This window comes from Anabaena azotica FACHB-119 (assembly GCF_014697625.1).
Classification (GTDB): Bacteria; Cyanobacteriota; Cyanobacteriia; order Cyanobacteriales; family Nostocaceae; genus Trichormus; species Trichormus azoticus_A.
The window spans coordinates 47,414-73,745 of sequence record NZ_JACJSG010000032.1 but is presented as its reverse complement, the minus strand read 5'-3'; the positions used below and the strand labels follow the sequence as shown (position 1 = coordinate 73,745).

Sequence of the window (26,332 nt, the reverse complement as noted above, 5' to 3'; positions counted from 1 at the left end):
TGAGGATTTGAGATTTTCGATTTTACAGCCTTTTTTGCTCTGCTTTAAATTAATTCTCCCCGCATGACTGTAACTGCTTGTCCTGCAAGCAAGACGCGATCGCCTCCTGCATAACGCACTTTTACCACTCCGCCACGACTGGAGGCTTGATAAGCTAAGAACTCATCTTGCAAGAGGCGATCGCGCCAGTAAGCCGCCAAGCAGCAATGGGCCGCACCTGTTACAGGGTCTTCGTTTATACCTAAGCCAGGGGCAAAGAAACGAGAGACAAAATCATATTCAGAATCAGGATTGGTTTTGCTAGTTACTATGACATCTGACAATGGCAGAGTTTTTAGTAGTTGGAAATTCGGCTGCATTTGCCGCAGCAAATCTTCAGACTCCAACTCTACCAAATAACCCAAAGTATTTTGATAAACTGATTTGTAAGCAATGCCCAAAGCTTCTTCAAGTATTGGCGATGCAATTACCTGTTTTGAGTGATTGACAGGAAAATCTAACTCAATCCAATCACCTTGTAATTTGGCAATTAGTAAACCACTTTTGGTATAAAAACGAGCTACTTCATCAGGTGATAAATGTCCCTGCGACCATAATACATGAGCGCTAGCTAAGGTTGCGTGACCACAAAGTGGCACTTCCACAGTCGGCGTAAACCAACGCAGATTAAAACCGTCATCTTGTTTGACTAAAAAAGCTGTCTCCGATAAATTCATTTCCAAGGCGACATTCTGCATCCATGTGTCATTTTGAGGAGAAGATAAAACACACACAGCCGCAGGGTTGCCAGCAAAGGGTTTATTGGTGAAAGCATCTACCTGAGTAATGATTTGTCCCATGTATAATTCGTAATTAGAAAAGTAAGTTTTATTAAAAATGAATCAAAGGCAATGCAGTACCTTAGAGATTAGTAAACTATTTGTAGAACCCTGAGTCAATGTTCAACGCCAAAGGTAATTTGCAACTCCAAATCATCAAAAGCATCTTTGCTACCTTCCATACAGGATTAATTTTTGTCGGTTTAGTTGGTTGTAGTGCTGAACAAAAATTACCATCAACTCCCCCGGAAGTACAACCACCAGTAGCGCAACCAGAAGCACCAAATAAGCAAAATGACGATGACGATGATGATAAAGAGCAAGAAAAGGACAATCAGGATGATGATAAAGATGATAAAGATTAATGTTTCTAAACCTGCGATCGCCTAAACCCTAAACCCCTACAATCCTACTATGACTTCCCTAGCTAATACTTTACGCGATCGCCGCCAAAAACTAGCCAGCCTAATTGATTTCCCGGTAATTCTCTGGTCTGGTAGCGACACTCCCCGCAACTTTCCCGCCAATATTTATCCGTTTCGTGCCAGCAGTCACTTCCTCTATTTTGCCGGCTTACCCTTACCTCATGCCGCCATTCGCCTGGAAGCAGGTAAGTTAGAACTATTCATTGATGATCCCACACCCGGCAGCGCCCTTTGGCATGGAGAAATGCCCAAACGTGAAGAAATTGCCGCCCAAATTGGCGCAGACTCCGCCAGAACCATGTCTGAATTAAAACATCGGGGCAGCAATGCCGCATCAATCCCCGTCCAAAATTATCGGACGACCCTTGTACAGTCACAAGTGTTGCAAAGAACCATATCTTCACCCTACGACTTGGATGGCATAGATAAGGAATTAGCCAAAGCAATTATCAGCTTACGCCTTACCCACGACACAGGGGCATTAGCTGAGTTACGCAAAGCAGCAGATGTGACTGTAGCCGCCCACAAAGCAGGCATGAAAGCCACAGCCAACGCCAAAATCGAGGCAGAAGTCCGGGCAGCGATGGAAAGCGTTTTCATCGCCCACAACATGACAACCTCATACAATAGCATCGTCACAGTCCACGGCGAAGTTCTGCATAACGAACAATATCACCACCCTCTGCAACCAGGGGATTTATTATTGGCTGATGTTGGTGGCGAAACAGCAACAGGTTGGGCAGCAGATGTTACCCGCACTTGGCCTGTTGCGGGTAAATTTTCCCCAACACAACGCGACATTTATGATGTGGTGCTAGCAGCCCATGATGCCTGCATTGCCAAAATCAGCCCTGGTGTGGAATATAGGGATCTTCATCTGTTGGCGGCGACAGTCATAGCTGAGGGTTTAGTTGATTTAGGCATTTTGCAAGGCAACCCCCAAGACTTGGTAGAAATTGATGCCCATGCTTTATTTTTCCCTCACGGGATCGGTCATTTATTGGGGTTAGATGTGCATGATATGGAAGATTTGGGAGATTTGGCAGGGTATGAAGAAGGGAGGAATAGAAGCGATCGCTTCGGCTTAGGTTACTTGCGTTTAAATCGTCCTTTAAAATCAGGAATGTTAGTCACAATTGAACCCGGATTTTATCAAGTCCCAGCAATTTTCAACAATGCCGAAAATCGTGCCAAATATCAAGATGTAATTAACTGGGAACGCCTAGCACAATTTGCCGATGTCCGAGGTATCCGCATTGAAGATGATGTTTTAGTCACAGATACAGGTAGCGAAGTACTGACGATCGCCTTACCAAATGATGCTGATACCATAGAATCTTTAGTCAATTAAGGCTTACGCACCAAAGTTGTCTATTGAGTTTGGGTATAAAGCAGTACAGATTATATCTTGCACCAGCCTCTTATTTTCAGGACTTACGCAAGTGTCACAATTGGTAGTTGGTGCGTGACGCTACAAGTCTCATGACTACGTTCAAATATTTTCGCAGCGTCACACACCCTACAGTAACGTGAGTTCGACAAGCGTTGTTTTGACCTCACCCCCAACCCCTCTCCTACGAGGAGAGGGGAGTAAGAGGGGGATTTTTTCGTTTCTCCTCCCTCTCCTAAAAGGCTACGGTGTACACACAAGTACTATATACAAGGGTTTCAGGCGTTATAGCCCCTTAAATTGTCATTACGAGCGGAGCGAAGTAATCACATAATCCCGTGGTTTTTGCAATTGCTTCGTCGTTCCTCCTCGCAATGACAGGTTTGAGAGAGCGATCGCACAACCTAAAGCTAGATGACGAAACCAAGTACTAAAGGGAATTTTCCGACTTGTGTGTACACCGTAGCTCCTAAAAGGAGAGGGAGGTTGGGAGGGTGAGGTTCATCGAACTCACGTTACAGTATCAGCACAATAGTAGGGTGCGTCAGATGTGGAAAATTCTTGAATTTGTACGAAATTATTGGGGCTGACGCACCCTACAGTTAGTTTAATTATCGTAACTAAAAGGGTTTAAGACCCCTACGTCTATACGTAGTATCAGTTTCAGTCGGGGTTTAAATCCCCGACTGTTCGCGTAGCGTGCCGTAGGCAAAATGTCTTGAATGCGCGAATTTTGCGGAAAGTTCTGTAGGCGGGTTTCCCGCCGTAGGAAACTTTCCAAGACGAATTTTGAATTTTGAATTGTTAACCCTTTTCAGGCGTAAGTTCTTTACTAATGACTAGGCTGATTTTCTGGTTTGGCCTTAGTTGTCACAGGTGATGCGACTGCAAGACTTTGTTCCTGAGACTGCATTTCCAAAAGTTCAGGTATAGTGACAAATTTATATCCTTGTGCCTTGAAATCACTAATAATTTGTGGTAAAGCCTGAACAGTGCGAGAACGATTACCTCCTCCATCGTGCATTAGCACAATTGCGCCCGGTTTCACACCTTTAATCACATTTTTGACCAAAGCAGATGGTTGTTCGCGACGCTGGGTATCAGATGACTCATCCGACCACATCATAATTGCATACTTTTGGCTTTTGGCGTAGTCAGCTAATCCATTGTGTAAAAAACCACCAGGAGGACGAAACAGAGTAGTTTTCACGCCTGTCGTCTTGTAAATAATATCTGCTGTGCGCTCAATTTCACTAGCAGCTGTGGCTACATCCATACGACGATACCAATGATGCCAAGTATGATTACCTATAACATGACCATCTGCGGCAACTTGCTTGGCAATTTGGGGAAAATTCTTAACCATCATCCCCACCATGAAGAATGTTGCTTTAATATTATTTTTCTTTAAAATCTCTAATACTTGGGCTGTGTTTTTTGGGCCTGGGCCATCATCAAAAGTTAAAGCCACAACTTTGTTATTAGGGTTTAATTTGGCTTGATAAATGGTTTGCCCTTGAAATTGTTTCGGTATTTCGGTTTTAATAACTGGGGCTGCGGCTTGTGCAGATGCACTTGTCACTGCTTGGTTATGGGCTTTGCTATGCCTATCAATTGGCTGTTTACTTAGCGACAAATGATCAAAGCCTATTTTGGGTATGAGTAGCCCTAAACTAATACCACCAGCCGTAATCCCAATAACACTAACTAATTTTATAGTTTGTAACAATTTCTCATTAGACACAATTAATACTCCTCAAGTTTCAGTTAGTAGTCGGTAGCGTTTTTGCTTATGCTCTTACCGCCTCATCTCCTAACTTTTGTCTTAGCTTGGCTGGTTGAAGCTTATGTAAGATTTTTGTTCCTGATGACTTAATTGGTAAGCACCCGTAACTAACTATATCTCTTACCAGAAGAAAATAGAGTAAAATGCTGTGAAACTTTAGGCGATCGCGATCGCTACCTGCACAATTTGTTGTGAAAACAAAGTGCAATTATGAAAAATTAATTTATCTTTACTGAATATCGTGGGTTGTAAGTAGAGAGACTTAACTAAATATAAGTTTGTAGTAAGGACTTTAGTCCTTTTAAACCCAGCAATAGAGCAATAAATCGCTCTGTTTCGTTCCCTAAGCGACGCTACGCGAACACTTAGCTTGTCGTAGACAGACGTTGCGCCAACAATACGAACAACTCACTTTATATTAAAATATTTCTACCTACTTAATAAAACTTCATTAATTTATGCCGCTCAAGCAGCATATCGGGGAATTGGTTTTCAAGCTACTGGCGAGAAGTTTGGTTTGATATTATTCCAAGATACTAACTAAAAGGGCGTAAATATTTCTTGGCTCAGACAATTATGACCCAGTCCCCAGTCCCCAGTCCCCAGTCCCCCCGCCGTTTCGCCATCATTAACGGTGATGATTTCGGCTTTTCTGGTGGTGTGAATCAAGGGATTATTCGAGCGCATCAGCAAGGGATACTCACCAGTACTAGTTTAATGGTAACTGGGGATGCAGCCCTGGAAGCGATCGCTCTGGCACAGAATCATCCTAATTTAGCCGTTGGTTTACATCTAGTTTTGGTATGTGGTCGTTCAGTATTACCACCAGAACAAATTCCTCATTTGGTAGACTCCCAAGGTAACTTTTCTGACAGTGCTTTTTTGGCAGGGTTGCGATACCAATTCCATCCTGCCACCCGTGGGGAACTGCGTCAAGAAATCCGCGCCCAGTTAACTAAGTTTCAAGCTTCAGGACTACCCCTTTCTCATGTAGATGGTCATTTACACCTGCACGTCCACCCAGTTGTCTTGCAAATTCTGGTGGAATTGGCGCAGGAGTTTAAGATTCGCTTCATCCGCCTACCTGCTGAAGAACTAAGCAAGAATCTCAAGCTGAACCGTCAAAACTTGCTGACTAAATTACTCTGGTCATTGGTCTTTGGAGCGCTGCGTCGTTATGGTGAGACAATGCTGACATCCCACGGTATTAGTTTTGCCCAGAGAGTTTACGGGTTATTGCAAACTGGGAATGTTACGGAGGAATATTTGTTGGGTTTAATACCGCAGATTCAAGCAAATTTGATAGAGATTTATTGCCATCCCGCAGCATTTCCAGATGGAGAGCCACTAAACGGCCCACCAGGAGCAGGTGAAGCGGAACTAGCCGCCCTGTTGAGTCAGCAAGTACGCGAGTTATTGACTGCAAATGGTTTTGAGTTGGTTAGTGCGAGGGGACGGTTGACAGTTGACAGTTGACAGTTATCAGTTGACAGTTGACAGTTATCAGTTATCAGTTATCAGTTATCAGTTATCAGTTATCAGTTGTCAGTTATCAGTTGTCAGTTATCAGTTGTCAGTTATCAGTTATCAGTTACCAAGTTACAGCATATTTTGGGTAAATGAGGTACAAGCTTAAAACCCAAAATCATGTAGAGACGTTACATGTAACGTCTCTACAGTATTTCACGAATAGCGAAACTGCTGTATTTTCATTGTCCACTGTTCACTATCCACTGTTCACTGTCCACTGTTCACTGTCCCCTGTCCACTGTCCACTGTCCACTGTCCCCTGTCCACTGTCCCCTGTCCCCTATCCCCCAGTAGTCAATTTTGCCGTAGTCTAGTTTGATGATGCGGTCTGCTAGGTGAAAATAGCGATCGTCGTGACTAATGACTAGCACGGTTTTACCTTTATTTCTCAATTGTGGTAGTAACTGTGTGTAGAAGAAATCCTTAAATAATGGGTCTTGATCAGATGCCCATTCATCAAATAGATAAATTGGTCTATCTTCTAAATATGCTGTGAGTAAAGCTAGGCGTTTACGTTGTCCTTGAGAAAGAGCCGTAGTTGAAAGTCTGCCATTGTCAATTTTCACTTTATGATCTAACTGGAGTTGCTTAAGGTAACTTTCAGCTAGACTATCTAAATCACTATTTCCTATACCTAAAAGTTCATCAAATAAATAAAAGTCGGAAAATACGACTGCGAAATGCTGCCGATACCATTCTCGATTCTCGTCGGTAATTAGTTCTTCGTCAAATACAATTCTCCCTCTTTCAGGAATGTAGAGTCCGGTAATTAATTTGGCTAGAGTAGATTTACCACTGCCATTTCCACCTACTATAAATATGAGTTCTTGAGGGTGTAGTCTTAAGTCGATGGGGCCGAGGATAAAGCTTTGGTCTTCCTGTTCTTGATGATAGGTGTGAGTTACTCCTTGAAAGTCTAAAATCTGCCAGGAAGTATTTAAAGGTGGTGGTACATTCGAGACTTCTGCACGGCTAGCTAGAGATAAACCTAAAGATTCTATCTTTTGCAGAGCGATATTGGCTTTACTAATTTGGGGAAGATTATTGATGATGTTGTCCATTGGTAACATCAAATAAGTAAATGTGAGAATGTAGCTAGAGATTGTTTGAGGATTAATTGTCAATATTTTAGGGAGTGCGAATAGGAGAAAACCCATCGCGAAGAAAAATATCAACCTCCCCCAGCTAGTTGTAGCAGCAAATAAAGTTAAACCATCGACGTTATGTCGGCGAAATTTGGCTACTGTTGGTTGCAAATTTCTTTCCAAAAATCCTTGACGGCGTTGATAGTTAAGTTTGAGTTCTTTCACTCCGGCGGTGACGGTTTGAAAATGCTTAAATAGTATATCTTGGTCATCACGAGCTAGTGCTAGTAATTTTTCCCCTTTGCTGATTAACCATTGACAACTGCCTATTCCGACTACAATTAAACCGCAAAGAATCAATAATACTAACCAAGATAACCAAGTGATATATACTAAACATCCCAAGACGATCGCTAAATCAATGCACAAAAAAGGCATCACATACACTGCATTAGCTACTGTCTGGACATCTTCTGTTAAAATTGCCAATAGTCGAGGATTGCCCAGCTGCTCTAGATGAGTTAATTCAGAAGTAAGTATTTGCCGACTCAAACGCATCCGCAATTGGGAAACTGCATCTTGAGACAAGCGCACTAGCATTACTTGAGAAGTGATGCTAGTGATGAGTCCGACTATCACCAGTCCCAGAAAAGCCCATACTATGTATGTTAATGATGTCTTGTTGCTACCTGCACTAGCACTGCTAATTAAAGCAATTAGTGCAGCACTACTACCTCCACTTAGGAAACCTGTACCAATTGCGATCGCCACCATTCCCCAAGAAGAACGTAGAAGTAAGTAAATCAGTTTCATAACAATAGTTTAACCAGCAATGAATTCCTACGCTAGGACATGAAAAACCATTAATATTAATAAATCATTACATATATCATCCCTTAGTCATAACTTTGTCAACTAAAAGTCATAAAATTTTTCCAAAAATATTCATAATTGATATAGAGATAATCAGTAAAAATATTATATATTCTCAATATATAGTAATCTGCTTTGATGGCTAAACCGATTTGCGTATTAGGTAACAGATAGCAGGGAATAGATATGTAATAAAATATGTTCAAAAATCAAATGAGACACCTATGATAAAGGAAATTTTTAATTTGTGAAAATTTAAAAAATAGGTTGACAAAAATAGAGAATTAATGCTTGAAAAACATAGGTGATTAAGTGATACAAATGGAGATTAATTTCGATAGAGGAAAAGTATGATTTGGCTGCTGGGGTGCTTATGCTTATCAGCTACTATCTATTACTGTTACGCAATTTATGCAGCGATCGCTTTTTCGCGTCAGCCCCACACCATAAATCATGAGTTTCATCCACCTGTGACTATTTTAAAACCACTGTGTGGGCTAGATAGTGATGCTAACAATAACCTAGTTTCCTTCTGCCTGCAAGATTACCCCAACTTTCAAATCATTTTTTGTGTGCGCGATCGCCAAGACCCCATCATAGAAGTTGTGGAAAAAGTCATCCAACAATTTCCCAATGTAGATATAAGTTTAGTGGTGAGCGATCGCGTCATTGGGGCTAACTTAAAAGTAAGTAATCTAGCCAACGCCTTAGCCCAAGCTAAACATGAAATTCTGCTGATAGCCGATAGTGATATTCACGTCAATGCAGATTATCTGCAAACAGTTGTGCAACCGTTGCAAGATGAAAGCGTAGGTGTTGTTACCTGTTTATATCGTTCCCTCGCCGAAGGGTGGGGCGCAATTCTAGAAGCAATCTCCACCGCTACAGATTTTCATGCAGGTGTGTTAGTCAGCAATCAATTGGCTCCTATAAAATTTGCCTTTGGTTCCACAATTGTCATTCGCAAATCTGTACTAGAAGAAATTGGTTCCTTTGCAGCGATCGCTGATTATTTAGCAGATGATTTTCAGCTAGGTCACTTACCAGCCAAAGCAGGCTACAAAGTTATACTGTCTAATTATATAGTTGAACACGTCTTAGGCAATAGCACCATTGCCAATTCCCTACATCGTCAGATTCGTTGGGCGCATAATATTAAAATTTCCCGTACTTGGGGCTATTTAGGTCTAATTTTTACCTATGGTACAGTTAGTAGTTTGCTATTTGTAATTATCACAAAAGGTTCTATACTGGGTTGGAGTTACCTAGCGATCGTTTGGACAATGCGGCTAGTTATGGGTTGGCTAGTAGGAGCGATCGTGCTTGATGACGTAGTTACCAAAAAATACTTCTGGCTAATTCCCTTGTGGGACTTACTGCACTTTGTTATCTGGTGTTTTGCTCTTGTCGGTGGAACAATTGAGTGGCGCGGACAGCAATTAAGATTAACCAAAGATGGTAAGTTAATACCGCTAGAACAGGATGCTGAGTTTGTCAGTAGTCAGTGGTCAGTGGTAAGGATGTTTGGGAGATGAGGGAGTAACCCACCCCTAGCCCCTCCCTGGAGGGGAAAAAAGAGATGAGGGAGATGAGGGAGTAGGGGGAGATGTAGTTCGACAAGCTCACCAACCGGAAGTGGGGGAGAATAATTAATAACTGTGGACTTAATGACTAATGACTGAATTTTGAATTTTGAATTTTGAATTGTTAATCTTATCTGAACTGTATATTTATATCTTGCACCCGCCTCTTATTGACAAAATAACGAGTCCAAAAGCTGATTATTTCGTAGGGTGGGTAGTGCAGGGAGCCACGTAGTTATTGAGAAGGTGCAAGATTTGAGTATAGGCTGAGAGTCAACCGTCAACCGTTAACAGTCAACAAGAAAAAATGTACAATTAGCGTTTGCTCATGACAATTATTGCGGTAAATCAAACAACACCGTGGTCATGTAATGTTCTGCCCATTCTGCACCAAAGGCTTTTTCTAGTACCCTGCGAGTTTTGTCGTTTTGTTGCTGTTTGGTACAGTAGTTGTGTTGTCCGGCGAGAATTTGCTGTGTTTGTTCTGGGGAAACGGGAGTAGCGGCGATCGCATTTTGACAATGTACTTCCAAAAACTCCCGCACCCTTCCCAAAAACATGGTTTCTTCTTCCGGGGAACTGGGACGGATAAAAATACAAAACTCAGAGAAAATATGTCCCCATTCTGGTAATTCTCGCGGCTGGGAAAAATTTACTGGCTGGAGATTTGACAGCGCAGAATTATAGGACTCAGGTAGGGTACGGTCTAAGTGTACAGGAGAAAGGTCAGCGATCGCCGCACTAATTTGACCCCTACCCCCAACTAAATCACAGCCAAACATCGGTAGGTCATATTCTGGACGGGGAAACATAACACAGTGCAGAATGTCAAGCATATTTCCCACTTTGGCTAATTCCAAGTGCATCTTGCGAAACTGGGGTGTTTGATAGCAACGGTTTTCAATCGTCAGTTTTTCACCCTCTAGTCTCCCTTCCACATACCCCAACTCAGCAGGCAAATGGTAAGGCGACAAATCCAAATGTTGATGCCAAACTGCTTCGATACAGTCCGCTAGTTGGCGAATGAGGGGATGTTGTTGCTCACGTAGCGAGGGAATGGAAGTTAGTGACATATCCTATTCGATAATGCAATCTAATGTCAGTCTACGGCCTGGGGCGTTTGTTATGTTCGCGATCGCAATATAAGTTTGGGTATTGGGGACTGGGGACTGGGGACTGGGGAGATTTGTTGTTAGATGAAGGAAGTATATTTGATTTCTCGTTTTGTAGGAGAGATTTTGACCCCTCTCCAAACCTCTCCCCCACGGGGGGAGAGGCTTTGAAACACAGTTATCATTTTTTTGGGTTATTAAAACCACCTTGCCCTTAAGATGACTTTGATTTCTCCCCCTTCCCTTGTAGGGAAGGGGGCTGGGGGGTTAGGTCTGGCGTTAGCTTTTCCCCATGATGCGAAAATTCAAGTGCTACATCTCAGCAAAAAAGGCTGTCAGTGCTGTTGGGGATGACAAATCAGGGTGGGAGTGATTATCACATTTGGGTTAATGATTATCTCAGTATATTAACGAGAATGAAGCGGTGGTGAAGAACCTATAAAATTACTATAAATTGTGGTAATTACAGTAGTCAAACAGGTGTCTAGGTTTTAGAATCAAAGCGTAAAGTAAATATACAGAACCAATTATAGTCTACCACCTATAAAAGCCCCCTGACTAGGTAATTATCGCCCGTCAGGGGGTATTAATTTGGGGAATGGCGAGTGGGTGGTTATTCTAGTCCGAGTAGGGGTTTTAACAGGTTGCGTTGTTCAATGGGTAGTTCTAGTAGAGTGCGGCGATCGCCTTTTGTCAACCGATAGCGCACAGCAGCATTCAGCAAGCCCAGGGCAATTTGGCAGCCTGCAAGCCCTCCCGCCAACTCCTGCCACACTTCGAGCCATAATTGCACAACTTCATCGCTCACCTTTTCGGACATTAAGGCGGGGATGCTGCGTACTAGACCCTGAGATAATGCGGGAATAACTTGATACTTGCTAAATAGTTCTAGCAGAATTTTAATCAGGGTTTTCCATGTCAGTGCATCCTGAGTATTTGCAAACAAAATCCGGCAGATGATTTCTGTGTCCTCTGTAGATGCTTCCTCCCCTTCTTCAAGATTTTGCAGAGCATCTTCCATAGCTGTTACCCCTTCTTCCCAACGTTGCAACCCCATAAGAGAAATAGCGCGGTTGGTTAAAACACAATCATCTCTCTCTCCAAAAGAGATGATTTGGTCGCAAGATTCCAAAGCTTGTTGATAGCGTTCAAGGTTAATTAATGTCCAACTTCGGTCTAGCCAAGCCAATTCATTATTAGTATCAAGTTCAATGGCTTTGTTATAAGATGCTAAAGCTTCCTCATAACGTTTGAGATTGCCAAGTGCATTTCCTCGACTTGCCCAAGCCAATTCATCATTAGGGTGAAGTTCAATGGCTTTATCGCAGGATGCTAAAGCTTCCTCATCACGTTTGACATGACTAAGTGCATGGCCTCGAACAGCCCAAGCCCAAGCATAATTGGGATCAATTTCAATGGCTTTGTCACAAGATGCTAAAGCTTCCTCATAATGTTTGAGATTACCAAATGTATTTCCTCGCCTTACCCAAGCCCAAGCATCGTTAGGGTCAAGTTCAATGGCTTTATCACAAGATGCTAAAGCTTCTTCATAACGTTTGAGATTGCCAAGTACATTTCCTCGCCTTGCCCAAGCCCAAGCATGATGAGGATTAAGTTTAATGGCTTGATCACAAGATGCTAAAGCTTCCTGATAACGATTGAGATTTTCCATTACCCAAGCTCTGTTTACCCAAGCCCAAGCATAATTAGGGTGAAGTTCAATGGCTTTATCGCAGGATGCTAAAGCTTCCTCATAACGTTTGAGATTGCCAAGTGCATTTCCTCGCCTTGTCCAAGCCCAAGCATAATTAGGGTGAAGTTCAATGGCTTTGTTACAGGATGCTAAAGCTTCCTCATGACGTTTAAGATTGTCCAATAGCCAGGCTCTGTTTACCCAAGCCCAAGCATAATTAGGGTTAAGTTCAATGGCTTTGTTACAGGATGCTAAAGCTTCCTCATAAAGTTTGAGATTACCAAGTGCATTTCCTCGCCTTGCCCAAGCCCAAGCATCACTAGGGTCAAGTTCAATGGCTTTGTCACAGGATGCTAAAGCTTCCTCATAACGATTGAGATTGTCGAGTACATTTCCTCGAATTGCCCAAGCCCAAGTATCATTAGGGTCAAGTTCAATGGCTTTGTCACAGGATGCTAAAGCTTCCTCATAACGATTGAGATTGTCGAGTACATTTCCTCGAATTGCCCAAGCCCAAGCATCATTAGGGTCAAGTTCAATGGCTTTGCTTAAAGCAACTAAAGTATCCTCATAGCGTTCAAGTCCATTTAAACAATCCGCTTTTAAAACCCAATCTTGTACTTGACCACGCTTTTCGGTAAGTTTCTCTGCATATTGCAAAGCACCTAAATAGTCTTTATTATCTATTAAATTTTTACATTCCTGTCGATATGCTACAAATATAGGGTTTTCTTCACCATCTTCTTCCATCGCCTCCAACGCTTTAAGAATATATTCTCTATCTACTACAGCATCAGGTGGTAGTGGTTCTAATATTTGTGGATATTTTCCATAATTTTTTTCCTGCGAAAAATCATTAATTAATGCTTGACTGAAATTTGAATCAGCCGCATTCCCGATTTCATTTCTTCTCGTATCATTAAATCCCAATCCCAATCTTTGCTGCAATTCTTCTCGCGTATACCACAACCGCAAAAAGTCTATAAATAAACGTATCGGTTCGCCTCGCTGCTTTTTCACTTCCAAGCAGAAACGCATGAGTGGTTCTTGCAGTTCGTAAAATGACTCACGCCCTATGGCTTCAGAATTAACATAACCCTTCTCTCGTAAATCTTTGAGTTGGCTGGATGCTGTCTGATGACTAATAAAACAGCGTTGGGCTATATATTTTACCGATAGCGCAAAACGACAGTCTGATAAAATCTCTACTATTTTTCTTTGCTGCGGTGATAGCCACTGCATCCGGGATTGATAGTATGGTGTCAAATCATCTAGCATCCCCATGAAGGGTTCTTGCAGTTCTTCTAATGACTGGCGGGTGAGAAATTCGGAGAAAATCACATACAGGCGGGGACTACCACCTGCTAAGTGATGGACTGCACGAATGCGATCGCATCCTCTAGGAGTGTGGATAAAATCTTCTAAGTCGGTTTTTCCTTCTAGTTTGGCAATATTCCCTAATAGTTCGGTTGCTTCCTCTGCTGTTAAGTCCATTAAATAGCGGATGCGGAAGAAACCATAAAACGGTGATGTCTGAAGTTTGACACCGTTAAACAAACTTTGCGATGTTGCCAAAATCGTACAGCAACTATTCTCCTGCAAGAAACCACGCAGTTGTAATTGTCCCTCTTCTCCTAACCCAACGAATATTTCATCGAGGTTTTCCATCATTAAAAGCAGGGTGCGGTTTCCTATCACCTCTTTTAAGATAGCTGCTGCTGTCTTTTGCGCTATCTCTGGCGACATTTGATATAGTGCTTCTACCTTTTGTACAAGTCCAGGTAACAGTTTGTTCTCGTCTCTATACTCTTCTAATAAAGCTCGAAAAATTCGCAACAGTAAATCTAAAAATGAGGTCACACCCCATTCTTCTTCTCTCAGCCAAGCTATTAATAAACTTGGCTGTAAATCATCCATCTTACAAACACGATGGTAAACCAAAGAAACAAAGTGAGTTTTACCAATACCACGAGGCCCAATTAACAAAGTATAGTATTTGGATGGTGTCAAAACACTTTCGCGGATGAGTTCAACTATATACTTTGCTAACTCCTGACGCTGCACAAAAATATCTTCCAAAGCTTGCGGTGTCATCAAGCTAGGAGTGAAGCGAGAAAGGAAGGTATCTTTCATGCGGCTAAACCTCTATGCAGTCGCCAGGAACGCTGAATTAAGGGGAAGCGGAAACATAACCCACCCTCAAGTTTGCGAATAACATAATGGTCGCATTCCAGTAGAGTTAAAACGCTACGTGTCTGTTCTTTGTCAGGGTTATCAATGTGGCTGTGTAACTGATTAAATAAATCCTCAAATGGTAAAGGCTGCTGGGTAACAGCCAAAATATCTAATATTGCTAACGCTAGGGGTTTTTGCTCATTTGGGTAATAAACATCTATGCGTTCACTGTAATAGCGTAAATGCCAAGGGTCATTGGGGTCAATGAGATAGTTGCTAACAATTTCCTCTACTTTCTCCGCGCTGGCATTGCTGTTTTGTGTGAACAATTGGTCAATAATATGATGGATAAAGTAAGGCATTCCATCAACGCTTTTTGCGATCGCCTTCGCTGTTCCCCTACCATCTATACTGACAATACCTTCCCCAGCCAGTAACCGATAAGCTAACTCTTCCGCATCCGCCAGCGCCAAGGGTGGGACATCCTGCTTGTTCATGTCGTTGGTGGGGTCGTTAGCATAACCTGCACGTTTCAACCCAGTCAGCACATTATGCAGTCCAATAGAACCAGTAAACACCATCCGCAACTGTGGGAACATCTGCCGCAGTGAACGCAAAGCATCCAACACTTCCATTGCTGCATCTTCACCCTGTCTGTTTTTAATGTTGTACAGCATCAAGGGCATTTCATCCCAAAAAAACACCATAGTCAGCTTTTGGTTATCTAGCTGCTTCACCAAATCTTCCGCCATCGTCATTAATAACTTTTTCCAATGCGCTGCATCGACTTCAGGGAACTTGATCATCCCGGCAATTTCTGTACCACCAAGTTCCGTTAATAATTTTCTTGTCCCCGTCGCCAACCGCTTAACACTGCTTAAGTGAGACTCGACATCTTGGAAGATGATCTCTACAAATTCTATAGGCGATCGCACCCCTTCCAAATCACGATATACAGTTAAATAATTCGCCTTCCCTTCCTTAGTCATTTTTTTGACAACACAAGTTTTGCCCATCCGCCTCTCTGCGCTCAAGACAAGACTCTGCCGTTCCAGTACCCGCCACAAACCTTGTATTAATCTATCCCGCCCAAATACCTCAGCCGGAGCTATTTCTCCCCCAGGATTAGCCCTTAATCTCTGTTGTACTGCCATACTTTATAAGTCAAAACCAATGTACGTCAAAAATAACGTATGTCAATCTTGACGTACTTTCATAAAAACGTCAAAAGACCTCTTGCAAAAGTCATTCTTAGCGTTCTTTTCTTTGCGTCTCTGCGCCTTCTCTACGAGACGCTACGCGAATGCGTGAGACAAAAAAGATTTATGCAAGAAGTCGAAACTATGTAGGCGGACTTTGTTTGTATAGCCGTGAATTACATTCTCCCAATCCCCAGTCCCCAACCTACCGCCAACCCAAAAAACGTAATCCTGGCACAACAAGGTAGTAACTTATACCTAACCAAAAGCTCATCAAAATACCAACAGAACTAAAAAAGGCAATAGGTAAAGATAAATCTGACCAAAGGTTACGACTAGAAATTTGTAATATATTAGGCGGAAACCCTAAAAATATCAGAATTGCTACAACGATCGCCGTTCCCAATGAGCCAATAATGGCATAAACTATATGATGGCTACGGAAACCCATACTGAGGGATAGCAAAAATACGGCTATGGCGGTTGCACTTACCAAACCCTCTCCTTCAGAGGTGTTGGAGGTGATTACTTGCCATAATAACCAAGCAAAAGCATAGCTAATTATACCCATGACTGAGGCGACTAAAAACCGTCGTCGTTGGGCAAAAGACCCGGATGCGGTCAGACCCCAAGCTGTACCTAAACCGGCGGCGGCAAATATGATTATTTCTAAACCCAATCCTGAGTCAGGCTCAGGTATAAATTGGGGTAATTGAGTGATGATAAATTCAATTAAGCGATCGCCTAAGTTCGTCTGATATGCCAAAATAAATCCAGCGATCGTCCCAGCGCCAGCACCAAGACCAGTTAACAGCATTGCCCAAATTGTTAAAGAACAAGCTTTGATAATTTGAAAGATTGTTTGAACAGTCCAGCGTAGGATTTTGCCGATGATTTGTCCTAAGTTGCTGAAAGCTTGGTCAGCAGCTTGACCCAGTAGCCTAAGTTGCTGGGAAATTTGTGTTAAAACTGGTTGGGGACTATTTTTTCCTGACGAGGGTTGATTAATTTTGGCTAACCGTTTTTGGATGATAGCAGCATTAGCGGGGCGCGATCGCACATCCTCTTGCACCATCTCATCCAACAAATCTGCTAACGCAGGTCTAACATTAACTCGATTACGCCACTGCAAAACCCCCGTCTGCGGATCTTCCAAATCTGGTGGATACCTACCTGTGAGTAATTCAATCATCGTCCGACCAAGGGCGTAAAAATCAACCGATGGGCTGATGTTTCCCCCCGTCACTTGTTCTGGTGGACTGTAACCAGAAGAAAATAATCTTGTCGAACTCGACTCTTGGCGCTGTCTGGCTGAATTAAATTGTTTCGCTCCCCCAAAATCAATCAAAACTAATTGTTCCCAACCCGTCCCCCCTGGAGATGTCAGGACACTAGGCGAGGGACTGCGTAACATTAAATTAGAAGGTTTAATATCACGATGTATAATTTGATGCTTATGTAATTCTTGCAGAATCTTGACAGCTTGGGTTAGCCAGTTTAATACCAAATCTTCTGTGCATCCTTGGGGATGTTGATTTAAAATTTCTTCCAAGGTAGGGCCGTTAATTTTTTCCATTACCAAGCATGGTAATTGGCGCGGCTTGGGATTCGATAAATTAACTTGAAAATGCCCATCAGCCTCAACTTTAGGCACACCCGGATGACGTAACCTGACTAAAACCTCAGCTTCTTGGGTAAATAATTCCAGTGCTTTAGGCGAATCTTCTATCAACACCTTTAACACTTTTTCAGTATCGGTCTTCTCATCCCACACTGTATAAATTTGGGCAAATCCTCCCGCGCCCAAGCTTTGTAGCGGGACATAACGATCTAACAACTTTAGCACCGCGCCACAGTTGTTACAAAACTTGTTACCCCAGGGTTGGGGATAGGGACGTTTACAGTCAGGATTTATGCAGTGAACCGCAGAAGCACGATTTACCAAGGCTTTTCATCTCTAATTCATTTTCAAAGCTCAAGTAATGTTCACAATAGTTGTTCGTCGGTTTTGAGCATATATAGTCAGCCTCCGTGTACTATTTTTATTATGCTCAATGGATGGTTAAATCGTGATGTTGAGTCCAAAAAAATCAATCCTGTTCTACCTCAGAAGATTGATCAACTAATTCTCCTAGTGTAGATATCGTTACAGGTGGTCTATCAGGAAATTCTGCTACAAGTTTTAGCTCACCTCCCATAGCTTTCTGACTTTTCACGGCATCTAGAAGACCTCTCTCCAAACCTCTCTCCTACAAGGAAAGAGGCTTTGATTTCTCCCCCTTCCCTTGTAGGGAAGGGGGCTGGGGGGTTAGGTCTGACGTTGACTTTTCCACATAACGTGAAAAGTTAGCCATAGCTTTGACATAGCTACGCAATGTAGACAGCAACAGGTCAGCACGTTTTTCTAGCCGAGAGACGCTATCTTGACGAATACCCAATAGCTCTGCCATAGATTCCTGAGTTAACTTTCTGGCCTTTCTCATATCTTGAAGTGTCATATTTTCAGCAATCAATGCTTGAACGCGAGCTTCAATTTTAGCGCGACGTTCAGGTGGCAATTGAGCCATTACATCACTGAGTTTTTTTGCCATAATTTCATTCTCCTGTTTCTTTCATCTGTTCAAGATGAGAGTCAAATCGTTGATAGGATAATTAAATTAAAATACTTGCAGCAAATTTATGTAAATTATCTCGTCGCCATTTAGCATCGGTTTTACGATTTGTTGGCAACTCTAAAACTCGAATACCTTGGGTTGGGAGTGGGTTTAATCTTTGTTGTAATTCCTGCCAAGAAGTAATTAATTCATGCTGGACACCATAGGTAGCACATAATTGAGCGAAATATATATCTTGTGGTGTACCGAAGAATTCTTCAAATGGTGGGTCGAATTTGGCAATGGGTAACATTTCAAATATTCCGCCGCCATTGTTATTAATTAAGATAATTGTGAGATGTCCAACGAATTTGTTTCTAATTAGAAAACCATTGGTATCATGTAATAAAGATAAATCTCCTGTGAGCATGATGCTACTTTGATGACGGTGGGCAATTCCTAAAGCGGTGGATAATGTGCCGTCAATGCCGTTTGCACCTCGGTTAAAATGCGATCGCACTCCTAAATTATTCGGTTTCCAGAAAAATTCCACATCCCGCACAGGCATACTATTGGCGATAAATAGGGGCGTTTCTGGCGGTAATACCTGAGAAAGCAACCAAGCAGCCTTACATTCTACTAAATCCTCCATCTGACTAAAAGTATCATCAACATTCGCCCTAACCTTAGCTTCAGCATCACACCACAACCGCAAATAATCAGAAAGAGATTTTACTCCCTCATCTCCCCCCACTCCCAAATCTTCCACCCTAATTCGCAAATGCGTCGTCCTCCCATGCAAAGGGTCGAGGTTTTCGTCACTGGGGTCAATTACCCAACGTCGGGGTTGGTGGTAATCTAGCCAAGTACGCAATTCTTTACTAGTTGGCATATCACCAACTTGAATTACCATGTCGGGTGCTAGCTGCTTGGCTAACTCTTGATGGCGTAAAATCAGGTCGTAGGTAGATATTAAATAGGGGTTGAGGTCAGCGTAATTTCTGACTGGGGAAAGTCCCTCGGCTAATACAGGCCATTGGAGGGCTTGGGAAAGTAGTGCGATCGCTCTACAATATTCCTGTGGTTGCTGTGGTTGAGCGACACCAGCAATGATGATTCCTCTGTGAGTTTGTGACCATTCTAGAGGTGTGGCGTGTGGGGTGTAGGGTGTGGGGTGTGGGGTTGTAGTTATTCCTGCGAAAAATTCTTCTGGATGGAACTGGGATAATAAATAGCTTAAATCTATGCCGTCGGGAATGGGTGCTAAAGGGTCACGAAACGGGACATTTAAGTGTACTGGCCCTGGTGTTGGTGCTTGCGCTCTGTGCCAACTATAAATTAGAGTTTGTCGCAGATAAGCTAGCATTCTCATCTCTGGGACGGGTAAGGCTAACTCTGTTTGCCAATTTGGGTAATTACCGTAGAGTTTTACCTGATCTATGGTTTGTCCAGAATGGCAATCTCTTAATTCTGGGGGTCTATCGGCGGTTAATAATAACAGTGGCACACGACTTTCTTTAGCCTCAATAACGGCTGGATAAAAGTTTGCTCCCGCAGTTCCAGAGGTGCAAACAATAGCCACAGGACGACCAGTCGCTTTGGCTACTCCCAAGGCGAAAAAGGCGGCGGAACGTTCATCAAGTATAGAAATCGCTTCAATATCAGGTGCTTGTTGGGCAAAGGCGACTGTTAAGGGCGTAGAACGGGAACCAGGGCAAATTACAGCACAAGTTAATCCTAAACGCTTCAGTGTTTCAACAAAGATATAAGTCCAAAGTTGATTGATATTTTTAGTCATTAGTCATTAGTCATATGTAGCTTGTAGGGTGGGTAATGCCCACCGTATGATGATTTTGTTGGGCGTTGCCCAATACTGATAAATACTTATAGTAATGAGTTAAAGAGACTACGCCAATAGGATCTGGTTTTAGCTGTTTTGTTTCTCGATAATGAAAATTGTTTTCATAAATCAGATTAATCATGGCTGCACATTCATTCGATGGTAACAGCGTGTTCGAGGATGATTATCTCTACTTTTATGACAAGTTGTTAACCCCAGAACGTACTCAACATGAGGTTGACTTGATTTGTCGCTTGCTTCATCTCCAACCAGGGATGAGCATTTTAGACTTAGCTTGTGGACATGGGAGAATTGCTAATCAGTTAGCAGTTCTTGGTTATCATGTGACTGGAGTTGATGCTACTCCTTTTTTCTTACGAAAAGCAATCGAAGATGCAGCAAATTGTGGTGTTCAGGTGGAGTATCTGCAAGGCGATATGCGTTCACTCCATTTTCAAGACTGCTTCCATTGCATTATCAATTGCTTCAATGCTTTCGGTTATTTTGATGACAATGACAATAGGCTAGTTTTAGCCCAAGCTTATAAAGCCCTGAAAGCTGGCGGTAAATTGCTCATTGATATTCAGAACCTCAGCCGCCTGTTACGAGATTTTCAACCTGACTTAGTTACTGAGCGTGATGGTAATTATATGCTGGCACGCAGTCGCTACGATGCTCTAACTAATCGGACTCACACTGAACGTATTATCATTCGGGATGGACAGGTGCGACGCGGTGAATACTTTATTCGTAATTTTACCTTTCCCGAAATCCGTGATTGGTTATTGCAAACCGGCTTCAGCCATGTAGAAGGTTATGGATACAACGGTGAACCGTTGGCTGTTGATAGTCAACGAATGATTGTGGTAGCTATAGCAGGGGACAGGTGATAGGTTACAGGGGACAGGTAAGAGAAAGCCCTTGCAGTAAAGATTTGATGATTCATCAATGTCCGCGCCCTATGTGGCGACTGCTATAACAAGTAATCATATTTCCCCCAGTTTCCAATCCCCAATCCCCAATCCCCAGTCCCTGGTATATTAATTAAGTTGCAGAGACGGAATTTGAGATGGACTGCATTCACTTAACAGGAATTCGCTGCTATGGATACACTGGTTATTTGCCAGAGGAACAGGTATTAGGACAATGGTTTGAGGTGGATGTCAAGTTATGGCTAGATTTATCCGCAGCTGCTAGGAGTGATGCGATCGCCGACACTCTAGATTATCGCAGCGTCATCAGCTTGATACAAGACATAGTGAAAACTTCTCAGTTCGCCCTTATAGAAAGATTAGCAGGTGCGATCGCCGATGCCATTATTCAGCAGTGTCATCAAGTCACCCAACTGCAAGTTATAGTCACCAAACCCGCCGCACCTATCCCCGACTTTGGTGGCAAAATCAGCATTGAACTCACTAGAACTAGGTCGGTGTAACTGGGGAAAGGGGAAAGGGGAAGGGGGAAAGGGGAAGGGGGAAAATAACAACTGACAACTGACAACTGTCAACTGTCAACTGTCAACTGATAACTGATAACTGATAACTGATAACTGACAACTTCAATAAATACTTTGGGAAGGTGTCCATCTTGGCCATAAAATTCTACACGGGGAGTATGTCCCCAATACACTTTTAGCTATGACAGGAGTTTTTTGTGGACTTATCCCGTATTCCAGCACAACCTAAAGCCGGTATCATCAATGTTCTGGTTGAAATTCCCGGTGGTAGTAAAAATAAGTACGAGTTTGATAAAGACCTGGAAGCCTTTGCTCTAGACCGAGTGCTGTATTCTTCAGTTAAGTATCCTTACGATTATGGTTTTGTTCCCAACACTCTGGCTGACGATGGCGATCCCTTGGATGGTATGGTGATTATTGATGAGCCTACCTTCCCTGGTTGCGTCATCGCCGCCAGACCAATTGGCTTTTTGGAAATGATTGACGGTGGCGATCGCGATGAGAAAATTCTCGCAGTACCCGATAAAGATCCCCGCTACGCTCACGTAAAATCTTTAAATGACGTAGCCCCTCACCGCCTTGATGAAATAGCCGAGTTTTTCCGTAGTTACAAAAATTTAGAAAAAAAAGTAACTGAAATTCTCGGTTGGCAAGATGTTGACCAAGTGAAAGCTTTAGTAGATAAATCTATTAAGGCTTACAGATAATAGCGACTGGGGACTGGGAAAAGGGAAAAGGGAAAAGGGAAATAATTATTTTCTCCTCTGCTGGGTTCCCATCCAGGGAGGGGCTAGGGGTGGGTTGCTCCTCTGCTCCTCATCTCCCCCATCTCCCCCCACTCCCTCATCTCCCTCATCTCCCCCACTTCTTGTTCCCCTCCAGGGAGGGGCTAGGGGTGGGTTGCTCCCTCATCTCCCCCCACTCCCCCATCCCCTCCTTCCACCGATAGGAGATAATTGACTTAAATAATTGCTGTAGAGATTTTAACTAAAATGCAACGTACCCTCCTGTTGGCAAAAATTCATAATTGCACCCTCACCGGAGCAAACATCAATTATGTGGGTAGTATCAGCATCGATCAAGTTTTATTAGAAAAGGCTGGCATTTTGCCCTATGAGCAAGTGCAAGTAGTGAATAACGCCAATGGACAACGTTTTATTACTTATGCGATCGCAGCTCCAGCCCATTCAGGAATAATTGAGCTAAATGGGGCGGCAGCTCGTCTAGGCATTAAAGGCGATCGCGTGATTATAATGACTTACGGGCAGTTTACATCGGAGGAGCTAAAAAATTACACTCCAACGGTAGTGATTGTAGATGAACACAACCGACCCCTAGAGGTGCGGCGCTACGATGACCTGCTTAGTAAGGTTTAAATTTTAAGAAGATGACAAATCTTGATCTGTCAGGTTCCCAAAGCTACCTAAATGATGAGTCTACTAGTAACCTAAGTAGTCTTGCTGGTAAATTTATTGTCCAGTTCTGGGGGGTAAGAGGATTAATTCCCACCCCAGGCGGTCATACTAGCCGCTATGGCGGAAATACTGCTTGTGTGGAAATGCAAGTGGCTGGTAAACGCTTAATTTTCGATGGTGGTACAGGTTTACGGCTATTGGGTAAAGCTTGGCAGCATTTGCAACAGCCGCTAGAAGCCCACTTATTTTTTACTAATTCTCAATCAAATCGCATCCAGGGTTTTCCCTTTTTCGCCCCAGCTTTTATTGCCGAGAATTGTTTTCATATTTACGGCGGTGCTGCTTCTAATGGGGCTTCAATTAAACAATGTCTGTGTGATCAGATGCTGCAACCACACTTCCCTTATCCTCTACAAGTGATGCAGTCAGACTTACAATTTTACCATATAACGCCTAACAGTGAAATCAGGTTAGATGATGTCACAATTACCACAGCATTAATTAACCAAACTCAGCGTTCAATAGGATATCGCGTTACATGGCAAAACTATAGTGTCGCCTACGTTACAGATATCAATATGAATGCTGAACAAGGCGAACAAGAGCAAATTATGCAAATTATTCAAGGTGTTGATTTACTCATTGCTAACGCCACTTATACACCCCCAACATCCCATGCTCATGAGTCAGCTGAGTTTCTCTGGCAAGCTGCTGTAGAAATGTCTCACAAAGCCGGGGTACAAAAGCTAATCATATCTCACCATCACCCAGATGATCATGATGATTTTCTTGATCAGGTGGCTAAAGAAGTTCAAGCTAATTTCCCTAACACCTTACTAGCTTGTGAAGGTTTGGTACTACCTATTGTTTAAACCATTTACAGCCGAATTTACAAGTAAATCCTCCAGGTTTGTCTCAAATTTATAACCAAAGCTCAGGATAAGCAATTTGTAATTAAAAAATTGCGTTTTTATATGGATTTCTAATACCAATTTGAAAAAAGAATGTACAGATGTGCGCCCCTACTGATAATGGATGTGTTACCAAGATTTTTGGAATCACTGTAACTTCGTGAATTTCAGATAAATTGACTGGAAAATGGAAAAATATATATCTAATAATAGTGTCAATTTAATAGCAGTTTTGAGAAGGTACTAGTGTTTGTGTTAATGCAAATATACTGCTGTATAAACCTTCATGTTATTCGATGCGATAATCTACGGTGGGTGGAATGCTTTCACCTATGCTGATGCTTTACCCATGACAACTTTTTGGCCAAGTTTAAGTAAGAATTTAATTGCTTCCATATTTTTGCGACCTATTAAAGACCCAGTACCAGTTTTCTTGATGATTTTGGGGATTATGTTAGTCGCTCCCCTACTCTTTGAGAAGATTAGGCTACCGGGGATTGTCGGATTAATTTTGGCTGGGGTAGTAGTCGGCCCCAACGGTCTGGGATTATTGGCAAGGGACAATACTATTGTGCTTTTAGGCACTGTAGGCTTGCTGTTCTTGATGTTTATGGCAGGCCTGGAAACTAGCCTAGATGACCTAAAATATAATGCTGATAAGGCTGTCATCTTTGGACTAGCAACTTTTGTAATACCGATGGCTTTGGGGACTGGGGCGATGATGGCTATTGGCTATGATTTCCTCCCAGCGATTCTTGTGGCTTCTTGTTTTGCTTCCCATACTTTATTAGCCTTACCCATCGCCAGCAAATTGGGGATCATGCGTTCTCAAGTCTTAACTACAACTCTAGGCGGTACGCTAATTACTAATGTTTTGGCATTATTAGTGTTGGCTGTGGTGGTGAGAGCGCATCAAGGCAATTTAACCCTGAGTTTTTGGTTATTCCTGATCCCAGCGTTAATTATTTACACCTTTCTCACTTTGTGGGGTGTACCACGCATTGGACGCTGGTTTTTTCAAAGGTTTGGACATGATGAAGGGGCAGAATTTACTTTCGTCTTGGCTACGCTGTTTGTAGTATCTTATGGGGCAGAATTAGTCCAAATTGAGCCGATTATTGGGGCTTTTTTGGCGGGTGTGGCTATCACCCAACTTATTCCCCAACTTAGCCCTCTGATGAACCGAATTCAATTTATTGGTAATACTCTGTTCGTTCCGTTTTTCCTGATTTCCGTGGGAATGCTGGTTAATCCTTTGATTCTGCTCAAAGAACCGCGATCGCTAGTAGTATCAGCTGTGATGGTAACTGTGGCTATTGTGGCTAAATTCCTACCTGCTTGGGGTTCGGGTAAGTTATTTGGCATGAATTTTAATAACATCATGGTGATGTTTGGGTTATCTGTGGCGCAAGCTGCTTCCACCTTGGCAGCGATCACCGTGGCTTATAATATCCAGCTAGTGGATCAATTGACAGTCAATGGTACGATCGCCATGATTTTAGTTACCTGTATTGCTTCGCCTTGGGTAACAGCAAAATGGGGACAAAATATTAAGCCAGAAGCCGATAATATTGTAGTACGTCAAGGTGGCAGTATAGGCGATCGCGTTTTAGTCCCAGTTGCTAACCCCAACACGGAAGATAACTTACTCCAATTAGCAATCATCCTGACGAAATCAGCCTCCGGTACTCTATTTCCCCTTCATATTTTACTAGAGGGCAATCAGCAAATTTCCCCGGATGCTAAAGCCAAACAAAGCCAACTCCTATCCAACGCCGAAATGATTGCCCATGCGGCAGTAGCCAATGTTACCCCTATTGGTAGAATTGATGAATCGATTGACAAAGGTATAGCCCGTGTAGCTGAGGAAAAACAAGCTAGTGTGATTATCTGCGGTTGGAAGGGCTATTCCAGCTATCAAGAAAACTTATTTGGCACAGTAATTGATAAAATTGTTCAACGTAGTTCTGTACCCGTTTTAGTATCTCGCTTTCCCTTACCTATTGAACATACAAATCGGGTATTTTTAGCGTTTACCACAGAACAAGCCCAAGCCAAAACCTTTAGGCAAAACATCGAATTGGCTAAAAGTTTAGCTACAGAACTCAAAGCCTCTCTACAACTTTTACAGGTAGTAGTGCGCCGAGGCGAAGCTATCGAATTAGCTGATGCTGGACTACCAGCAGATACACCAATTCAGAAAGTAAGAGGTAACTTTGTTAAGCAAGTTTCCCGCCTACTCAAAACCAACGATTTGCTGCTGTTAAATGGGACAGTGGAACAGAAAACTCAACTACTTTCCCTGTTTGATAATGCCCCAGATGCGATCGCTCGTAATCATCCGAAAGTTGCTATGATTATTGCTTACTTTCCGCAATAGGGACTAGGGACTGGGGATAAGGCAGAAATTCTTCCCCATCTCCCCCCACTCCCCCATCTCCCCACTC

21 protein-coding genes are annotated in these 26,332 nt (G+C 42.6%); 10 read left to right on the top strand and 11 right to left on the bottom strand.

Translation table 11 applies throughout. The annotated features are described in order from the left end of the window. Nucleotides 1-44: 44 nt before the first annotated feature. Nucleotides 45-839, bottom strand: coding sequence for a PhzF family phenazine biosynthesis protein (locus H6G83_RS21990; protein ID WP_190476104.1), 795 nt, complete (start codon nucleotides 837-839; stop codon nucleotides 45-47). Nucleotides 840-937: 98 nt separating this feature from the next. Here H6G83_RS21990 and H6G83_RS21985 point away from each other — a divergent pair, with 98 nt between their 5' ends. Continuing rightward, nucleotides 938-1,183, top strand: coding sequence for a hypothetical protein (locus tag H6G83_RS21985; protein ID WP_190476103.1), 246 nt, complete (start codon nucleotides 938-940; stop codon nucleotides 1,181-1,183). A 49-nt stretch (nucleotides 1,184-1,232) separates the two neighbouring features. Next, nucleotides 1,233-2,594: an aminopeptidase P family protein gene (locus H6G83_RS21980; RefSeq protein ID WP_190476102.1), complete on the top strand. Its 1,362-nt coding sequence runs from the start codon at nucleotides 1,233-1,235 to the stop codon at nucleotides 2,592-2,594. Between the two features lie 871 nt (nucleotides 2,595-3,465). Here H6G83_RS21980 and H6G83_RS21975 read toward each other — a convergent pair. Continuing rightward, on the bottom strand, nucleotides 3,466-4,380 hold the full coding sequence (locus H6G83_RS21975; RefSeq protein ID WP_390822546.1) for a polysaccharide deacetylase family protein: 915 nt from the start codon (nucleotides 4,378-4,380) through the stop codon (nucleotides 3,466-3,468). Between the two features lie 43 nt (nucleotides 4,381-4,423). Continuing rightward, a complete protein-coding gene (locus tag H6G83_RS21970; protein WP_190476100.1) occupies nucleotides 4,424-4,627 on the bottom strand; it encodes a hypothetical protein in 204 nt (67 codons plus the stop codon). A gap of 368 nt (nucleotides 4,628-4,995) precedes the next feature. Here H6G83_RS21970 and hpnK point away from each other — a divergent pair, with 368 nt between their 5' ends. After that, nucleotides 4,996-5,895 (top strand): hopanoid biosynthesis-associated protein HpnK, encoded by a 900-nt coding sequence (hpnK, locus tag H6G83_RS21965; RefSeq protein WP_190476099.1) that lies wholly within the window; start codon nucleotides 4,996-4,998, stop codon nucleotides 5,893-5,895. A 275-nt stretch (nucleotides 5,896-6,170) separates the two neighbouring features. Here the strand turns inward: hpnK and H6G83_RS21960 are convergent, their stop codons facing one another. Further along, on the bottom strand, nucleotides 6,171-7,847 hold the full coding sequence (locus H6G83_RS21960) for a cyclic peptide export ABC transporter (protein WP_190476098.1): 1,677 nt from the start codon (nucleotides 7,845-7,847) through the stop codon (nucleotides 6,171-6,173). Between the two features lie 410 nt (nucleotides 7,848-8,257). Between H6G83_RS21960 and hpnI the strand changes: the two genes are divergently transcribed. Continuing rightward, nucleotides 8,258-9,442, top strand: coding sequence for a bacteriohopanetetrol glucosamine biosynthesis glycosyltransferase HpnI (gene hpnI / locus H6G83_RS21955; protein WP_190476097.1), 1,185 nt, complete (start codon nucleotides 8,258-8,260; stop codon nucleotides 9,440-9,442). Nucleotides 9,443-9,825: 383 nt separating this feature from the next. On the opposite strand, the gene H6G83_RS21950 is transcribed toward hpnI, so the two are convergent. From H6G83_RS21950 to H6G83_RS21915, 7 genes are all read right to left on the bottom strand, one after another. Beyond that, on the bottom strand, nucleotides 9,826-10,563 hold the full coding sequence (locus tag H6G83_RS21950; protein ID WP_190476096.1) for a phycocyanobilin:ferredoxin oxidoreductase: 738 nt from the start codon (nucleotides 10,561-10,563) through the stop codon (nucleotides 9,826-9,828). 652 nt (nucleotides 10,564-11,215) lie between these two features. After that, nucleotides 11,216-14,428 carry a tetratricopeptide repeat protein gene (locus H6G83_RS21945; protein ID WP_190476095.1) on the bottom strand — a complete coding sequence of 1,071 codons (3,213 nt, stop codon included), beginning with the start codon at nucleotides 14,426-14,428 and terminating at the stop codon, nucleotides 11,216-11,218. After that, a complete protein-coding gene (locus tag H6G83_RS21940) occupies nucleotides 14,425-15,624 on the bottom strand; it encodes an ATP-binding protein (RefSeq protein WP_190476094.1) in 1,200 nt (399 codons plus the stop codon). Before H6G83_RS21940 ends, H6G83_RS21945 begins: the two co-directional genes overlap by 4 nt. A 250-nt stretch (nucleotides 15,625-15,874) precedes the next feature. Continuing rightward, entirely contained in the window at nucleotides 15,875-17,614 is a 1,740-nt protein-coding gene (locus H6G83_RS21935) for a bifunctional serine/threonine protein kinase/MFS transporter (RefSeq protein WP_190476093.1), read from the bottom strand. A 304-nt stretch (nucleotides 17,615-17,918) separates the two neighbouring features. Beyond that, nucleotides 17,919-18,260 carry a helix-turn-helix domain-containing protein gene (locus H6G83_RS21925; RefSeq protein ID WP_190476092.1) on the bottom strand — a complete coding sequence of 114 codons (342 nt, stop codon included), beginning with the start codon at nucleotides 18,258-18,260 and terminating at the stop codon, nucleotides 17,919-17,921. A gap of 61 nt (nucleotides 18,261-18,321) precedes the next feature. After that, nucleotides 18,322-20,061 carry a 2-succinyl-5-enolpyruvyl-6-hydroxy-3-cyclohexene-1-carboxylic-acid synthase gene (gene menD, locus H6G83_RS21920; RefSeq protein ID WP_190476091.1) on the bottom strand — a complete coding sequence of 580 codons (1,740 nt, stop codon included), beginning with the start codon at nucleotides 20,059-20,061 and terminating at the stop codon, nucleotides 18,322-18,324. Between the two features lie 10 nt (nucleotides 20,062-20,071). Next, the gene (locus H6G83_RS21915; RefSeq protein WP_190476090.1) at nucleotides 20,072-20,245 is read right to left on the bottom strand and encodes a hypothetical protein; all 174 of its coding nucleotides are present in this window, start codon (nucleotides 20,243-20,245) and stop codon (nucleotides 20,072-20,074) included. Between H6G83_RS21915 and H6G83_RS21910 the strand changes: the two genes are divergently transcribed. The 6 genes from H6G83_RS21910 (at nucleotide 20,244) to H6G83_RS21885 (ending at nucleotide 26,265) form a co-directional block, all read left to right on the top strand. Further along, a complete protein-coding gene (locus H6G83_RS21910; protein WP_190476089.1) occupies nucleotides 20,244-20,993 on the top strand; it encodes a class I SAM-dependent methyltransferase in 750 nt (249 codons plus the stop codon). The two genes, H6G83_RS21915 and H6G83_RS21910, sit on opposite strands and share 2 nt — an antisense overlap. A gap of 179 nt (nucleotides 20,994-21,172) precedes the next feature. Beyond that, a complete protein-coding gene (folB, locus tag H6G83_RS21905; RefSeq protein WP_190476088.1) occupies nucleotides 21,173-21,538 on the top strand; it encodes a dihydroneopterin aldolase in 366 nt (121 codons plus the stop codon). Nucleotides 21,539-21,756: 218 nt separating this feature from the next. Next, complete coding sequence (locus H6G83_RS21900; RefSeq protein WP_190476087.1) at nucleotides 21,757-22,266, top strand: inorganic diphosphatase; 510 nt, start codon at nucleotides 21,757-21,759, stop codon at nucleotides 22,264-22,266. Between the two features lie 285 nt (nucleotides 22,267-22,551). Beyond that, nucleotides 22,552-22,935: an aspartate 1-decarboxylase gene (gene panD, locus H6G83_RS21895; protein ID WP_190476086.1), complete on the top strand. Its 384-nt coding sequence runs from the start codon at nucleotides 22,552-22,554 to the stop codon at nucleotides 22,933-22,935. A gap of 11 nt (nucleotides 22,936-22,946) precedes the next feature. Beyond that, entirely contained in the window at nucleotides 22,947-23,846 is a 900-nt protein-coding gene (locus H6G83_RS21890; RefSeq protein WP_190476085.1) for an MBL fold metallo-hydrolase, read from the top strand. 388 nt (nucleotides 23,847-24,234) lie between these two features. Further along, nucleotides 24,235-26,265: a cation:proton antiporter domain-containing protein gene (locus H6G83_RS21885; RefSeq protein WP_190476117.1), complete on the top strand. Its 2,031-nt coding sequence runs from the start codon at nucleotides 24,235-24,237 to the stop codon at nucleotides 26,263-26,265. Nucleotides 26,266-26,332 lie beyond the last annotated feature (67 nt).

Excerpts from the sequence above, each read along its gene's own strand:
- menD (WP_190476091.1), bottom strand. The coding sequence starts at position 20,061 with ATGACTAAAAATATCAATCAACTTTGGACTTATATCTTTGTTGAAACA.
- H6G83_RS21910 (WP_190476089.1), top strand. The coding sequence starts at position 20,244 with ATGGCTGCACATTCATTCGATGGTAACAGCGTGTTCGAGGATGATTAT.
- panD (WP_190476086.1), top strand. The coding sequence starts at position 22,552 with ATGCAACGTACCCTCCTGTTGGCAAAAATTCATAATTGCACCCTCACC.
- hpnK (WP_190476099.1), top strand. The coding sequence starts at position 4,996 with ATGACCCAGTCCCCAGTCCCCAGTCCCCAGTCCCCCCGCCGTTTCGCC.
- folB (WP_190476088.1), top strand. The coding sequence starts at position 21,173 with ATGGACTGCATTCACTTAACAGGAATTCGCTGCTATGGATACACTGGT.
- H6G83_RS21990 (WP_190476104.1), bottom strand. The coding sequence starts at position 839 with ATGGGACAAATCATTACTCAGGTAGATGCTTTCACCAATAAACCCTTT.
- hpnI (WP_190476097.1), top strand. The coding sequence starts at position 8,258 with ATGATTTGGCTGCTGGGGTGCTTATGCTTATCAGCTACTATCTATTAC.
- H6G83_RS21890 (WP_190476085.1), top strand. The coding sequence starts at position 22,947 with ATGACAAATCTTGATCTGTCAGGTTCCCAAAGCTACCTAAATGATGAG.
- H6G83_RS21885 (WP_190476117.1), top strand. The coding sequence starts at position 24,235 with ATGACAACTTTTTGGCCAAGTTTAAGTAAGAATTTAATTGCTTCCATA.
- H6G83_RS21945 (WP_190476095.1), bottom strand. The coding sequence starts at position 14,428 with ATGAAAGATACCTTCCTTTCTCGCTTCACTCCTAGCTTGATGACACCG.
- H6G83_RS21980 (WP_190476102.1), top strand. The coding sequence starts at position 1,233 with ATGACTTCCCTAGCTAATACTTTACGCGATCGCCGCCAAAAACTAGCC.
- H6G83_RS21925 (WP_190476092.1), bottom strand. The coding sequence starts at position 18,260 with ATGGCAAAAAAACTCAGTGATGTAATGGCTCAATTGCCACCTGAACGT.
- H6G83_RS21985 (WP_190476103.1), top strand. The coding sequence starts at position 938 with ATGTTCAACGCCAAAGGTAATTTGCAACTCCAAATCATCAAAAGCATC.
- H6G83_RS21960 (WP_190476098.1), bottom strand. The coding sequence starts at position 7,847 with ATGAAACTGATTTACTTACTTCTACGTTCTTCTTGGGGAATGGTGGCG.
- H6G83_RS21950 (WP_190476096.1), bottom strand. The coding sequence starts at position 10,563 with ATGTCACTAACTTCCATTCCCTCGCTACGTGAGCAACAACATCCCCTC.
- H6G83_RS21915 (WP_190476090.1), bottom strand. The coding sequence starts at position 20,245 with ATGATTAATCTGATTTATGAAAACAATTTTCATTATCGAGAAACAAAA.
- H6G83_RS21940 (WP_190476094.1), bottom strand. The coding sequence starts at position 15,624 with ATGGCAGTACAACAGAGATTAAGGGCTAATCCTGGGGGAGAAATAGCT.